Source organism: Nonomuraea gerenzanensis, assembly GCF_020215645.1.
Lineage (GTDB): Bacteria > Actinomycetota > Actinomycetes > Streptosporangiales > Streptosporangiaceae > Nonomuraea > Nonomuraea gerenzanensis.
The window spans coordinates 1,251,892-1,265,076 of the sequence record NZ_CP084058.1; the positions used below are offsets into that span (position 1 = coordinate 1,251,892).

A 13,185-nucleotide genomic window follows, 5' to 3' on the forward strand; every position below is an offset into this window, starting at 1 on the left:
GACGGCATGCCGAGGCTGGCGAGCGTGGACAGTCTTAGCAGGCCCAGGGTCACCGTGACGCCGAGAACTATCCAGAAAAGAACACGAGGAAGACGCAGAGCAGAAGGAAGAGCGCCGGGACCAGGGTGCGCCGCGGCCACGACAAGCGCGGCGCACTCATCAGGGCGGCCAGAGGGTAGGCGAACAACCCGGCGACCGCGCTGTCCGTCACGTCGGTGAGCTGCCAGATCGGCACCAGGAAGAAGGGCGCGAGCGCGGCGACGAGCCACGCCGGGCGCACCCCGAGGAGGTGCAGCAGGGGCCAGGCGAGCACGACCGCTGCCCAGCTCCCGACCGTCCACGCGTCGGCCAGCAGGCCGAGGCAGCCGAAGTGGCCGCACTGCGAGTCGTCGGGCAGGGCGGCTACGAGCAGGAGCCAGCCGAGTTGGAGGAAGGGCAGGATGATGCCGGCGAGCCCGGCGGCGACCAGCCGCTGGGCAAGCCGGCCTCCGGCGGCGGGTGAGGAACGTGCGTTGTACTCATCCATTGCCGCAAGTGTCTGATGCGACCGTCTCGCGACGCGCACGCATCGATCACGATTCAGGTGGGTCGCATCGGTGGCAACGCATCATCGAACGACGCCGGGCCGGGCCGCTACCGAACCGGCCGCCAGACCGCCGCCCGCGCGTCTCAACGCCCGGAGTCTCCCGGCTGATGCCATGCGATGAGCCCGCCAGTAGTCGCGTGAGGAGGCTGACCGCTCCGGGCTGAGGTTGTGCGGGACCCGGCAGCTCCCGGGCCGACGCTGTGCGATGATCTTGCCCCACAACCCACCTGAATCGACGGAGTTGCGTGAATTGCGTGATGACCGGTCTGCGGGATCCGCGGTGTACCGCTCCTACCACCGCCTCCTCAAGAATCACTGGCTGGGCAACGGCGCCTGCTGGACCGTGATCGTCCCCGACGACGGAAACCCGCTCACACTGACCGAGATCGGCGACCGGCTGAGCGGCGGCGAGAGTCACGTGGCCCAGAAGACGGCGCGCCCCGTGAACGCCTTCCCGGGCGACGAAGCCTGGGCGGTGCTGGTCGGCCGGTCCGGCTCGGTGACCGAGCTGTTCGAGTACGGGTTCCACGCCGCCTTCCCTCCTGTGCTGCCGCGTCTCAGCGAAGGCGGCCGTGCCTACAGCGTCCATTGGAACGTGAACGGCAACAATCGCATCGCCTTCGCAGCCGACGGGGAGCTGCTGCTCGCGGTCGATGCGATGTACCCGGGAAGCTGGACGCACGAGGCGAACCTCGCGCACTGGCCGGAGCTGACGGCCATGGCGCCGCACTTCAGGTGGCGGAACGGGAAGAGCTGGCGGGCGGCGTCGCTGGCGACGATCGAGCTGACCACGGGCTGCCGGTTGAGCCAGGAGTGGCTTGAGCAGGAGCGTCCTCATCTCACCGGTCAGCGATGGGGGAGCGCGGCCAGGTCGCCCTCGGTGACGGTGAGGGTGAAGCCGGTACGGCTGCCCGAGTCTCATCCTCGTTCGACGGCCCGCCGGATGCAGGCGCTGACGAGGGCTGCTCGGCCCGCTCGACGGCGAACGTCGCGGGGCTCCAGCCGTTGCCCTGGCAGTAGGTGGGCTGGTGGCGGACCCGCCAGCGGAAGGCGGTGCCGCCGGCGTCGATGAGCCGTGAGCCCTTCTTCGGGATCGCCACAGCCGCCTCCCAGGGGTGCGGGGACAGTGAGCCGGCCGCAAGCGTAACCGCTGCCGGCAGGCGACGGGCTGAGGCCGCGCAAGATCGGACAGGGCGTGACAGGTGGTCGTTCGGCGACGATGATTGATCAATCGTGCACCGTGGCGCCAAGAAGTCCGGTCGGCGTAGACGATCTGAGGGAGGTGTAGGGGCGTGCCGCGTTGGGTCTGGGTACCCGTCGTCCTTGCCCTTGCCGGCTGCTCGACCTCGGCCCTTCCGGTGCCGGTGCACAACAGTGCGGCGGCGGCCGGGAGTGAGGCGGCCGTCTCGTCGTCGGAGGACGCCGAGCCCGGCGTGGGTGCGGAGCAGAGTGTGGTGCGGCTTTCGGTGATCGCGCCGTCGTGCAACAAGAAGTTCGAGGGGACGGGTTTCGTCTACGCCCCTCAGCGGGTGGTGACCGCCGCGCATGTGGTCGCCGGTGCCGTCCCGGTCTCCCCGGTCGTCACCACTGCCGATGGCAATCAGTACGAGGGCCGGGTCGTGGCCTTCGATCCCGAGGTGGACGTCGCGGTCCTGTACGTGCCGAAGCTGCCCGCACCTCCGCTGCGCATCACCGCGGCACCGAAGCCGCTGCTGCGGATCCCCGGGTTCTCGATCGCCCAGGCTCGCATGCTGGGTTATCCGAAGGGCGCGAAGCGTCTCGAAACGCAGGCGGTCGACATCGAGCAGCGGCTGGAGGCCAAGAGCCTGGACCTGTACAAGGAGCGCGAGGTCACCAGAGTGGTGCTCGGGTTCTCCGCCGAGGCGAACGCCGGTCTGAGCGGCGCCCCGCTGATCCTTGAGGAAGGCACGGTCGCCGGGATGGTCTTCGCGGCGGCCAAGGAGGACCCGGAGGAGGGCTACGCCCTGGCCGGTGAGGAGATCCTCGCCGTCACCCAGCGCGCCGCCAAGGCCACGAAGCACGTCTCGACCCAGCGGTGCGAGGAGGACGGCTGATCGGGTGCGCTGTCTTCGAGCAGCGTCTGTGCAGACTCGGGCGGGTGCGGCTCACTTCGGCAAGAGTCTGGAGTAGCCGTAGAGATAGTCCCAATGATCAGGCCGATGCCGCAGACGCCGTGCCACCGGGGAGCGCGCCGATGATCATTTCCGCCGCCCTCGCTGGATCCCCGCCCGCCCGGTCGTACAGCGGCTCAAGAGACCAATCAAGACCGCCCCCGGCCACAGCCAGCACCAGCCCAGGCTCACACACCTCCCCGAACACCCCGAACCCGAGATCAGGCGCACGATCATGCAGCGCTTCGGCCAGGTCGGCGGCGAAGGCGTCACGGGCACCCCGCGCCTCGGGATCGCAGGCGCGCAGCGCCGCGACGATCCCTTCATCCTCCTCGTACTCCCTGAGATACGGCAGCAGCGCCGGTTCCGCGAGACAGGAGAAAGCCGTGAGCTGGTAAGGGTAGAAGGCGCCCGTCTCCAGCAGGCGCGCGACGTACGGCACGACCCGCGCGTCCCTGCGCCGCGCCAGCCCCGCGATGGCCTCCTCCCGCACCTCCCCGAACGCGTCATCGACGCGCGCCCAAAGGGCCGCCCTGATCGCCGTCCCATCGGCCTGGCACTGCTGGCCCAGAGCGAAGGTCGCCCAGTTGCGTACGTCGTCGTCGGCATCGGCGCTCAGCCGGATCAGGGCCTCGATCACCGGCTCACTCGCATCCACCCCCAGAGGCAGTGAGGCGGCGACGTCCTGTCTGACGTCCGCGTCGGGGTGGGCGGCCAGGCGGAGCAGCTCGGGCAGGGCGCGCTCGTCGCCGGTGCGGCCCAGCGTGCGCGCGATCGAGGCGTGCACCGCGTGGTCGGTCTCGGACGCCGCCAGTTCGAGGGCCGCGAGCAGCACCGGCTCCCGCAGCGACTCGTCGCGCTCCACCAGGCTGCCGAGCAGGTCACAGCCGACCTTGCGGTCCACGGCGTCGGCCGACCGCACCATCGTGAACGCCAGCGCGGACGCGCTCTCCAGGTCCTGCGTGGCCTTGGTGACCAGCTCCCAGGCCTGGTCGTGATCGCCTGGGCAGGTCGCGTTCCTGAGGATGGCCACCGCTTCGGCGATCGCTTCCATGGGACGAATGGTCGCGCACCGCGCTGGTGCCCGGCCATCCGTTTTCAAGGCTGCGGCGAAGGGCCGGTCGCCGTCGAGTCGTGCCCGGCGAGGCGCCGCCGCCACCCGTCCAGCAGCAGCTGCGCCGACTCCGGTGACGGATGCGTGAACCGCAGATAGTCGCGGACCGCCGGGTTGGAGGTCGTCTCGCAGGCGTCGATCCCCGACACCAGATCCTGCGGGACCACGTAGTGGTAGCCCCGCTCCTCAGCCCCCAGCACCGCGTACAGGACGCAGCACTGCAGCTCCACCCCGCCGATCACCAGCCCGTCGATGTCCCACTCCGCCAGCGTGTCCAGGAACTCGCGGCTCTGCCAGACGTCGAAGCGGTACTTGCGCACCACCCGGGAGCCCGGCACCGGCTCCACGAACAGCTCCGCGCCCGCCGAACCGGCCACGCACAACCGGCTCGTCTCCTCCCACCGCCGCTGCCGCGCCGTCAGCCGGTCCAGCTCCAGCACCTGCTGCGAGTAGATCACCCGCGTGCCGAACCGGGTGGCGGCCTGCTCGGCGAACGCGTTGGCCCGCCTCGCCGCACTCGCGTTGCCGGAAGTGCCGGACGTGCCGGACGTGCCGGACGTGCCGGACGTGCCGGACGTGCCGGACGTGCCGGACGTGCCGGACGTGCCGGGCGACTGGGCGGCATCGCCGGGCGTGCCGCAGAAGTCGCGCTGGAAGTCGATCAGGACGACGGCGACCCGGGCCGGGTCGAGATCCAGCAGTCCTTCGACCCGGCCGGTCTGAACAGCTCGATCCACCGCCCCATTCTGGCACCGGCCGCGCCTCAGCGGATCTTCGCGAGGTCGATGACGTAGAGGTCGTCACTCACCTGGTACGACAGCAGGCGGTCGTCACGCGCCACGGCCGGCACCTGGACGCCACCTCGCTCGGCCCGCTCACCGAGATCGGCCGACGTCCCCGTCCCTCCATCACTCCAGAGCGGAGGCATCGCCGGAAACTGTTGCACGGGGGCTTAGGCCCAAAGGCGGAGGGGCGTTCGACCGCGGGACCGACGTGCGGGCCGTAGGCGGCGGCTAGCGTCCGTGTCATGGACGACACCGGGACGCTGGAAGAAGCGTACGAACGGCTGCACAGGACGGGCCCCGAGTTCGAGGGGTGGCTGTCCAACCACGGGCCGATGGCGGTCGAGGCGATGGTCAGGCACGGGTACGACCGGGACGTGCACCGCTGGCTCGACGGCTACGTCACCCGGCTGGACGAGCTGCCGCGCGGCACCGCACCGGTCGGCGAGGAGGAGTGGCGGGAGGCGCTCGGCGACGCGCGGCGGCTGGGCGACTGGCTGGCGTTCTTCGACAGGGAGGTGCGGGAACGGCCGTGGCGGGACGTGCTGGAGACGTGGTGGCCGCGCCTGCTGCCGGGGATCGCGGCCGGGGCCACGCACGGGGTGATCCGTACGGGGCACGCGGTGCACGCGTTGCTGCTCCATCATGAGAACGAGCCGCGGCTCGCCGAGCTGGGGCAGGCGCTCGGGTACTGGGCGGCGCGCTGGCAGCCCATCGCCGCCTTCGGTGCGCCGTCCGGCACGGCCGATGCGGCGCGGGCGTTCGCCGGGGTCCCGCGCGTGCCGGACCAGAGCCAGGGCATCAATCACCGGCTCGACCAGCTCGCGGGGGTCGCCGGGTGGGGCCCGGCCGTGGCCGCGCTGGCCCCGGCCGCCGACGCCGAGCAGGCCCGCGCCCGCCTCGCCGAGCTGGCGGACGCGGCGACCCTGCGCTACCTCACCCACGCCCACGGCAACCCCGTCATGCTGGTCCACGCCGCCACCGCGCCGACCGCCGTGCTGCGGACCCTGCCCGCGCTGCCGTCCCGGCTGTGGGGTGTCAGCCTGGACGCCGCCTGGGCGGCGGGCGCCGCGGTGACCGCCGCCTACGCCCCGGCCGAGCCGGTGGCCGCCACCTATGCCCCGGCCGAGCCGGTGGCCGCCACCTATGCCCCGGCTGAGCCGGTGGCCGGGGCGGAGCCGGCCGCCGGCCCGGAGGAGGTGTTCGAGCTGGCGGTACGGCACGGGGACGAGCATGTGATCAAGTTCGCCGACACGGCGCTGGACGTGCACCACCGCACCGGCGATCCCGACGCGCTGGCGGCGGCGGTCCGCGCGGCCACGCTGATCGACCCGTTCGACTCCTGAGGCGGGGCTGGGACCGGCGTCAGCCGGTGCAGGCGCGCAGACTGCGGACCTCGTTGCGGGACGTGGTCTCACCCACGACGGAGTCGAACACGTCGAAGTAGTCGGGCCCGCGCACGGTCACCCCGTACGGCTGCCAGTCGCCGTTGGCGAAGTAGTAGGGCTCGGCGCAGTAGCCGGGGCCGATGTAGAAGCCCCCGGCTCGCTGCCAGTCGAGATAGGAGTCCGTGCGCTGGCCCGCCGGGAGGATGTGCGTCCAGGGCCGCTGCCCGCGAGCCTGATAGACGCCGATCCCGATCTGGTTGGCGGGCTTGTTGTAGATGTAACTCAGCGGCACCGGCCGCGCCTCGGCGGGAGTGCCCAGGGACATCACGGTGACCAGTGGCAAGGCCAGCGCCGTCAGCATGCGCAGAGACTTCATCGGTGCCCTTCCCATCGCCGGAACCGTCGATCACGCCCTCACGACAGCACCCTGCTGCTTCATCGCGGCTTCACCTCGGCATCACCCCTGTTCGCGGTGCTGGACCGGTAGGTGAGCCGGCGCAGCAGGATCTCGGCGAGCCCCCGGTGCCCCACCGCACGCATCCCGTCGGCCAGCACGATCGACACCACCCACACCGCGACCGCGATCCCGAGCGCCGCCGCGTACCCGAGGTCGTCGTGCCACCCCAGCGTGAACGGATAGAACAACACCACCCACACCAGCGCCTGGAACAGGTAGAACGTCAGCGACCGCCGGCCCAGCGCGGCCAGGGCGGTGGTGAGGCGGCCACCCCGGAGCCCGGCCGCGACGAGGCCGACGGCGGCGGCCAGGCCGATGCCGCCCGCGTAGCCGGTCAGGTCGTGCGCGACGGCGACCGTCCAGGAGACGGCGGCCGAGTCGGCGGACCACAGGCCCGCGGCCATCGCCGCGGCCGGCAGGCGGCCGAGGAGGGCGACGGTGAGGCCCGCGGCGGCGAGGCGGCGCAGCAGCGGCAGGTGCCGCTCGGGCTCGTCGAGGAGGCGGCGGCGGGCGGCCAGGATCCCCATCGCCATGGCGGGCACCACCATGACGGTGGAGACGACGGTGTTGGCGGGCCAGACCGGCAGGCCGGCCAGGAGGTGCGCCGCGAACGTCGGCTCCATGATCTCGGCGATGGTCGACGGGTCGGCCTGCGCGACCACGCTCTGCCAGGCCAGGAGCAGGGTGGCGGGCACGAGCGTCAGCCCGCCCGTCCACCACAGGACCGATGCCCGCGCCCGGACGATCGGGGCGAGCACCAGCAGGGTGAGCCCGTAGACGGCGACGATGTCGATCGGCACGAACACCACGGCGTTGCAGAACCCGATGACGATCAGCCACCACGCCCGGCGGCGCAGCAGGCTCTTGACGGCCGGCCAGCCGGTGCCCCGCGCCTGCTGCCCGGCGAGCAGCTGCACCAGGCCGTAGCCGAACAGGAACACGAACATGTTCCTGGCCTGGTTGTCGGCCACCAGCGACTTGACGAACTTCGCGGTGGCGTCGAGCCAGGCGGGGCCCGTGTTCCAGTCGCCGACGAAGGCGGGGGCGTGGGAGAGCGCGATCAGCAGCAGCATGACGCCGCGGGCGAGGTCGGGCGCGAGCGACCTGTCGGACGACGGGGCGGCGGCGGGAGAACGAGATAGTACGTCTTTCGGCATGCACGAAAGCTACGTTGCTTTCAGTTCTGAGTCAACGGATATGTCGGTATTTCCGCAGGTTATTGCAATGGTTGTGACGGCGAACGCAAAAGTCGTTTGCAATGAGGTGTCGGTGAAGGCAATACTGGCCCCCGGACACTAGATCAGGGGGCGACCACGCATGCCGGGCGGCAGGCTCACTCACGAGGAACGCAGGCTCATCGCGCAAGGGCTGGCCGACGGGCACACGTACAGCGAGATCGCGCGGCGCCTGGAGCGCCCGGTCTCCACCATCACCCGGGAGGTGATGCGCAACGGCGGAGCCCACGGTTACCGGGCCGACCTGGCCCACGACGCGACCGCGACCAGGGCCCGCCGAGGCAGGTCCAGCCGGCCGCGCCCGTCGCCCGCCCCTGCCCCCTCCCCCGCCGCCGACGAGCGCGGGCGCGACCCGGAGACCATGAGGACGCTGGAGGAGCGCTTCACCGCCATGCTGGTGGGCACCGGCCTGACCCACACGCCCGCCCGCGTCCTGGCCTGCCTCTACCTCACCGACAGCGGCAGCCTCACGGCGGCCGAGCTCGTCCAGCGCCTCCAGGTCAGCCCGGCCTCCATCTCCAAGGCCGTCGGCCAGCTCGAACAGCAGCGCCTGATCAGACGCGAGCGCGACCCCCGGCGCCGCCGCGACCGGTACGTCATCGACGGCGACATCTGGTACCAGTCCTGGCTGGCCAGCGCCCAGCACAACGCCCGGCTCGCCGGCATCGCGTACGGCGGCGCCGAGGCCCTGGGCCCCGCCACGCCGGCCGGGGCCCGGCTGAAGAGCATGGGGCGGCTGCTGCGGCATCTCAGCGACGACATGATCCGCGCGGCCGAGAAGTGGCGCGAGACCTCCCCCGAGGAGGAGTAGGCATGTCATGATCGCCGTCATGGACATCGACGGGTTCTGGGAGCTGGTCGGGCGCTCCGCCGCGGAGACCGGCACCCGGCGGGAGCGGCTGGAATGGCTGGAGAACCACCTCGCCGCCCTGCCCGTCGAGGACATCGTGGACTACCACGCCTGGTTCACTCTCAGCCGGAACCGAGCCTGTTCCTGGGACATGTACGCGGCGTGCTGGATCAGCATCGGCTATGGCTCGTCCGACGGGTTCGAATATTTCACGGACTGGCTCATCAGTCTCGGCAGGGAGGACTTCGAGAAGGTCGTCGACTGTCCCGATCGGCTGATGGAACTGCCCGCCATGCAACGGCTCGACGAGCTGTCGCGAAATTTCCGTCATGAGCGGACGAGTCCTTCCAGGGGCGGCCGGATCGAACTCAGCCGGGTGACCCTCACCCGGCGCTCGTTCTGGCCCGAGGAGGCCTCTCCGCAGTTCGAGACGTTCTCCTACGTGTCCACGGACGCCTACGAACGGGCGACAGGTCGGGACTCGATGGCCTTGTACGACGCCATGCGGGCGCGCGGAGTCGTGAGCGTCTTCCCCTTCCTGACCCCCGGCGCCGAGCCCGACGGGGAGGGATGGGACTTCGACGACAAGGCGGAATGCCTGCGCCGGCTCCCTCGGCTCGCCCGCCACCGCGGCATCACCACCGACCCGGACGACCCGGACACTGATCAGGTCAGAGCCTGGTGGCCTCCCCATCTGTCCCGGTACGACGGGGACGGGACCCGCGTCTGGTCGTTCTCGCGCGGGGCGGACGGCACGAGGCGCTCCCAGGTGAGGCGTCATCTGTGCGAAGCCGTGCGTTACGGCGGGATCTAAGGTCCTTGCCATGACCGAACCGCCCGCCACCGGCTCGCTGCACCACGTCGAGCTCTGGGTCCCCGACCTGCGCCGGGCCACGACGAGCTGGCAGTGGCTGCTGGAGCAGCTCGGCTACACCCTCTACCAGGACTGGCCGGACGGGCGGAGCTGGCGGCTGGGCGCGACGTACCTCGTCATCGAGCAGTCCCCGGCCCGCACCGCCGACCGGCACGACCGCCGCCGCCCCGGCCTGAACCATCTGGCCTTCCACGCGGGCAGCCGCGAGCGCGTCGATGAGCTGACGGAGCGGGCGCCCGCGTACGGCTGGACGCTGATGTTCCCGGACCGGCACCCGTACGCGGGAGGGGAGCGGCACTATGCCTCCTACCTGGAGGACGCGGACGGGTTCGAGGTGGAGCTGGTGGCCGGGCCCGGCTGAGGTGCCGGGGTCAGCGGGCTCCGGCGGCGCGCAGGAGGGCGGCGACCTCGGTCTGGCCCTTGGTGCGGGCGTGGGCCAGCGGGGTCACCCCCTCGCGGTCGGCGAGGTTCACGTCGGCGCCGGCGGCGATGAGCAGGCGGACGATCTCCTGGTACGGGCGGCTGCCGTCGCCGAGGATGACGGCTTCCAGCAGGCCGGTCCAGCCGAGGTCGTTGACGTGATCCACGTTGATCCCGGTCTTCAGGACCTCGCGGACGTAGTCCACGTGGCCCCGCTCGCAGGCCGGGATGAGGGAGACGCCGCCGTAGCGGTTGCGTACGGTCAGGTCGGGGCCGGCCGGGAGGAGCGTGCGGAGCATGGCGACGCTGCCGGTGACGCCCGTGACGAGCCAGGGCGTGTCGCGGCGGGCGTCCTGGGCGTCGGGGTCGGCGCCTGCCCGAACCAGCACCTCGGCCGCCTCGACGTGGTCGGCCAGGGCGGCCAGCAGCAGGGCGGTGCGGCGCCGGTCGTCGCGGGTCTCGATGTCCGCGCCCGCGTCCAGGGCGTCGCGGACGGCGGCGGCGTCTCCTCGTGCCGCGGCTGCCAGCAGTTCCTCGTCGGCCACGTTCTCTCCTTCGGGCTTGCGGGTGCGGATGGTGCATGCGGTGAGCAGGGAGCCGAGCAGGGACGTCAAGACGGTCCTGCGGCCCGGCGTGCCGAGGCGGCCCGGCCTGCCGAGGTGGCCTGACGTGCCGAGTTGGCCTGACGTGCCGCGGTGGCTAAGCGTGCCGAGGCGGCCCGGCTCCGCTGCTCGCCGGCCTTTCACGGCCGCCGCGGGCCGGGCCTCGCCACGCTCGGCCCTTTCACCGCAGCCGGTCCGAGACCGCCTTGAGGCCGGCGCGGGCGATGGCCTCGTCGAGGTCGCCGCTCGGTGCCCCGCCGACGCCGATGCCCGCCACGGGCGCGCCGCCTGAGGCGACGGGGACTCCGCCGCCGAGGAAGAGCGTACCGGGGATGTCGGCGATGGACGGGCCGCCACCGTTCAGGCCCTTGGCCAGCTCGCTGGTGGCCCGCCCGAAGGAGACCGCCGTGAACGCCTTGCGCCTGGCCGACTCCTCGGTCTGCGGGCCGGCGCCGTCGCCCTTGACGACCAGCCGGGTCGCGCCGGAGCGGTCGACGATCACGACGGAGACGCGCTGCTTCTGCTTGGCGGCCTCCCGCATCGCCGCCCCGGCGATCTCCAGGGCGGCGTCGGCTGACAACACCTCGGTCTGGACGGTCGGCTGGGCGGCCCGCGAATCCCGAACCGACGCAGAGGACGCCCCCACAGCCGTGGGTCCAAGAGCGATGGGGCCAAGAGCGATGGGGCCGAGGGCAGTGGTAGCGAGGGCGAGGCCCGCGAGCGGACCGGCGGCCATCAGTCGGATACGGCGGGAACCGTTCATCATCTCTTCCGTTCGTCAAGCTCAGCGGATGTGTTCGACAACCCTCGCAGCGGCAGCCCCACGAGCCATCGGAAGCACGGGCGATCCTGCGCCGTCAAGAGGTTGAGCCGCAGGTCAACCGATCGGTTGATCCAGGATGTCCCGGTCCCGGCCGGTCCCCGGCACTGCATAGGGTCGGGGCAGAACGGACAGGGAGGGCGATGAGGGAGCGCGTCTGGCTGAACTGGGCCATGCATGCGGGCTTCTACCTGCTGCTGGCCGCCTCGGCGTGGAGACTGGTGTCCCGGCACGGCATGGTCGCGCAGACCGTGACGTCGCTGGCCGTCTGCGCGGCGCTCGCTCTGACGTACCTGGCCGGCATGGTGTTCTGGGGCAGGCTCGGGCGCGGGCGGCTGGTGTGGCTGGGCTGCGTGGCGGCGGTCTGGCTGGGGCTGGTGGTGCTGGCGCCGTCGTTCAGCTGGTGCGCGGTGCCGCTGCTCTTCCTGTGCCTGCGGCTGCTGGACGCGCGGGCGTTCGCGGTGGCCGCGGCGATGCTCACGCTGGTGGTCATCGCGGCGCAGACCAAGATCGCGCAGGAGCTGGACCCGAGCCTGATCCTCGCGCCCATCGGGATCGCGGCGATGACGGCGGTGACGTTCTGGGAGCTGCAGCGCGAGAGCGCCGCCCGTCAGCTGCTCATCGACGACCTGATCGCCACCCGGGAGACGCTGGCCGGGTCGCGGCACCGTACCGGCGTGCTGGAGGAGCGGGAGCGGCTGGCCCGCGAGATCCACGACACGCTCGCGCAGGGGCTGACCAGCATGGGCATCCTGCTGCAGGCCGCCGACCGCGGGTGGGACGCCGACCCCGAGCGGGCCCGCGCGCATGTGCGGCGGGCCGCCGCCGTGGCCGCGGAGAACCTCGACGAGGCCCGCCGGTTCGTCCGCGACCTGCGGCCGTCTGGGCTGGAGCACGGCACGCTGCCCGAGGCGCTCGCCCGGCTCTGCGAGAGCTTCGACGGCGGGCCGCGCGTGTGCCTGCGGCTGGAGGGCGAGCAGTGCCCGCTGCCGCCGGACGTGCAGACGGCGCTCCTGCGCGTGGCCCAGGGCGCTCTGGCGAACGTCCGCGACCACGCGGGCGCCACGAGTGCCACCGTGACCCTGTCCTACCTGGACGGCGAGGTCACGCTGGACGTCTTCGACGACGGGGCCGGGTTCGCCGAGCCGTCCCCCGCGCCGGGACGCGGATACGGCCTGCGCGCGATGCGCGACCGGCTGGAGGAGGTGCGCGGGGTGCTGATCGTCGAGAGCGCCCCCGGGGAGGGCACGGCTGTCGCGGCCAGGGTGCCAGTGAGTCCGTCGGAGGAGGTGGGCGTGCGGTGAGGCTGTTCCTGGTGGACGATCACCCCGTCGTCCGGGCGGGCCTGGTGGCGCTGCTCGGCGGCGAGGACGACATCGAGGTCGTCGGCGAGGCGTCCGGCGCGGAGGAGGCGCTGAGCGGGATCGCCGCGTCCTGGCCCGACGTCGTGCTCATGGACCTGCAGCTCGGTGACGGCATCGACGGGGTCGAGGCCACCCGGCGGATCCGGGCGCTGCCCTCGCCGCCGCAGGTGCTGGTGCTGACGACGTACGAGACCGAGGCGGACGTCATGCGCGCCGTGGACGCGGGGGCCACCGGCTACCTGCTCAAGGTGTGCCCGCCGGAGGAGCTGTTCCAGGGCGTCCGGGCCGCGGCCAGGGGCGAGAGCGTGCTGTCGGCCAAGGTGGCGGCGCGGATGATGCGGCGGCTGCGCGATCCGGGCCCGGCGCTGAGCGTGCGGGAGGTGGAGATCCTGGAGCTGCTGGCGAGCGGGGCCGGCAACCGGGAGATCGCCAGGCGGCTGTTCATCACCGAGGCGACGGTCAAGACGCACCTGGTGCACATCTACGGCAAGCTCGGCGTGGACACGCGGACCGCCGCCGTCACCGCCGCCGTGGAGCGGCGCCTGATCAGGCTGCCCTGAC

Annotated in this window: 16 protein-coding genes; 8 read left to right on the forward strand and 8 right to left on the reverse strand. The window is 72.1% G+C overall.

What is annotated here, in order from left to right:
* Positions 1-67 precede the first annotated feature (67 nt).
* Positions 68-526, reverse strand: coding sequence for a hypothetical protein (locus LCN96_RS06365; protein WP_225271640.1), 459 nt, complete (start codon positions 524-526; stop codon positions 68-70).
* 340 nt (positions 527-866) lie between these two features.
* Here LCN96_RS06365 and LCN96_RS06370 point away from each other — a divergent pair, with 340 nt between their 5' ends.
* Positions 867-1,658: a hypothetical protein gene (locus tag LCN96_RS06370; protein WP_225271641.1), complete on the forward strand. Its 792-nt coding sequence runs from the start codon at positions 867-869 to the stop codon at positions 1,656-1,658.
* A gap of 220 nt (positions 1,659-1,878) precedes the next feature.
* Positions 1,879-2,661: a trypsin-like peptidase domain-containing protein gene (locus LCN96_RS06375; RefSeq protein WP_225271642.1), complete on the forward strand. Its 783-nt coding sequence runs from the start codon at positions 1,879-1,881 to the stop codon at positions 2,659-2,661.
* A gap of 97 nt (positions 2,662-2,758) precedes the next feature.
* Here the strand turns inward: LCN96_RS06375 and LCN96_RS06380 are convergent, their stop codons facing one another.
* The 3 genes from LCN96_RS06380 to LCN96_RS06390 are packed head-to-tail and all read right to left on the reverse strand — an operon-like array spanning position 2,759 to position 4,760.
* Positions 2,759-3,772: a HEAT repeat domain-containing protein gene (locus LCN96_RS06380; protein WP_225271643.1), complete on the reverse strand. Its 1,014-nt coding sequence runs from the start codon at positions 3,770-3,772 to the stop codon at positions 2,759-2,761.
* A gap of 44 nt (positions 3,773-3,816) precedes the next feature.
* Positions 3,817-4,569, reverse strand: a complete 753-nt coding sequence (locus LCN96_RS06385; RefSeq protein WP_225271644.1) for a cysteine hydrolase family protein — start codon at positions 4,567-4,569, stop codon at positions 3,817-3,819.
* 26 nt (positions 4,570-4,595) lie between these two features.
* Complete coding sequence (locus LCN96_RS06390; protein WP_225271645.1) at positions 4,596-4,760, reverse strand: hypothetical protein; 165 nt, start codon at positions 4,758-4,760, stop codon at positions 4,596-4,598.
* A gap of 99 nt (positions 4,761-4,859) precedes the next feature.
* On the opposite strand from LCN96_RS06390, the gene LCN96_RS06395 reads away from it, so the two are divergent.
* Positions 4,860-5,960: a questin oxidase family protein gene (locus LCN96_RS06395; protein WP_225271646.1), complete on the forward strand. Its 1,101-nt coding sequence runs from the start codon at positions 4,860-4,862 to the stop codon at positions 5,958-5,960.
* A 19-nt stretch (positions 5,961-5,979) separates the two neighbouring features.
* On the opposite strand, the gene LCN96_RS06400 is transcribed toward LCN96_RS06395, so the two are convergent.
* Positions 5,980-6,378 carry a hypothetical protein gene (locus LCN96_RS06400; protein ID WP_225271647.1) on the reverse strand — a complete coding sequence of 133 codons (399 nt, stop codon included), beginning with the start codon at positions 6,376-6,378 and terminating at the stop codon, positions 5,980-5,982.
* A 59-nt stretch (positions 6,379-6,437) separates the two neighbouring features.
* The gene (locus LCN96_RS06405) at positions 6,438-7,616 is read right to left on the reverse strand and encodes a DUF418 domain-containing protein (RefSeq protein WP_225271648.1); all 1,179 of its coding nucleotides are present in this window, start codon (positions 7,614-7,616) and stop codon (positions 6,438-6,440) included.
* Between the two features lie 160 nt (positions 7,617-7,776).
* Between LCN96_RS06405 and LCN96_RS06410 the strand changes: the two genes are divergently transcribed.
* Genes LCN96_RS06410 through LCN96_RS06420 form a run of 3 tightly spaced genes read left to right on the forward strand, consistent with a single transcriptional unit; the run spans position 7,777 to position 9,779 of the window.
* The gene (locus LCN96_RS06410) at positions 7,777-8,505 is read left to right on the forward strand and encodes a GbsR/MarR family transcriptional regulator (protein ID WP_225271649.1); all 729 of its coding nucleotides are present in this window, start codon (positions 7,777-7,779) and stop codon (positions 8,503-8,505) included.
* A gap of 7 nt (positions 8,506-8,512) precedes the next feature.
* Complete coding sequence (locus tag LCN96_RS06415; protein WP_225271650.1) at positions 8,513-9,358, forward strand: DUF4240 domain-containing protein; 846 nt, start codon at positions 8,513-8,515, stop codon at positions 9,356-9,358.
* A 10-nt stretch (positions 9,359-9,368) separates the two neighbouring features.
* Positions 9,369-9,779 (forward strand): VOC family protein, encoded by a 411-nt coding sequence (locus LCN96_RS06420; protein WP_225271651.1) that lies wholly within the window; start codon positions 9,369-9,371, stop codon positions 9,777-9,779.
* A gap of 10 nt (positions 9,780-9,789) precedes the next feature.
* Here LCN96_RS06420 and LCN96_RS06425 read toward each other — a convergent pair whose 3' ends face one another.
* Both LCN96_RS06425 and LCN96_RS06430 read right to left on the reverse strand, forming a co-directional pair.
* The gene (locus tag LCN96_RS06425) at positions 9,790-10,452 is read right to left on the reverse strand and encodes an ankyrin repeat domain-containing protein (protein WP_225271652.1); all 663 of its coding nucleotides are present in this window, start codon (positions 10,450-10,452) and stop codon (positions 9,790-9,792) included.
* Positions 10,453-10,621: 169 nt separating this feature from the next.
* On the reverse strand, positions 10,622-11,023 hold the full coding sequence (locus LCN96_RS06430) for a GlcG/HbpS family heme-binding protein (protein ID WP_225271653.1): 402 nt from the start codon (positions 11,021-11,023) through the stop codon (positions 10,622-10,624).
* A gap of 380 nt (positions 11,024-11,403) precedes the next feature.
* Here LCN96_RS06430 and LCN96_RS06435 point away from each other — a divergent pair, with 380 nt between their 5' ends.
* Positions 11,404-12,564, forward strand: a complete 1,161-nt coding sequence (locus LCN96_RS06435) for a sensor histidine kinase (RefSeq protein WP_225271654.1) — start codon at positions 11,404-11,406, stop codon at positions 12,562-12,564.
* On the forward strand, positions 12,561-13,184 hold the full coding sequence (locus tag LCN96_RS06440; protein WP_225271655.1) for a response regulator: 624 nt from the start codon (positions 12,561-12,563) through the stop codon (positions 13,182-13,184). The genes LCN96_RS06435 and LCN96_RS06440 overlap by 4 nt, the downstream gene beginning before the upstream one ends.
* Position 13,185: the final 1 nt, after the last annotated feature.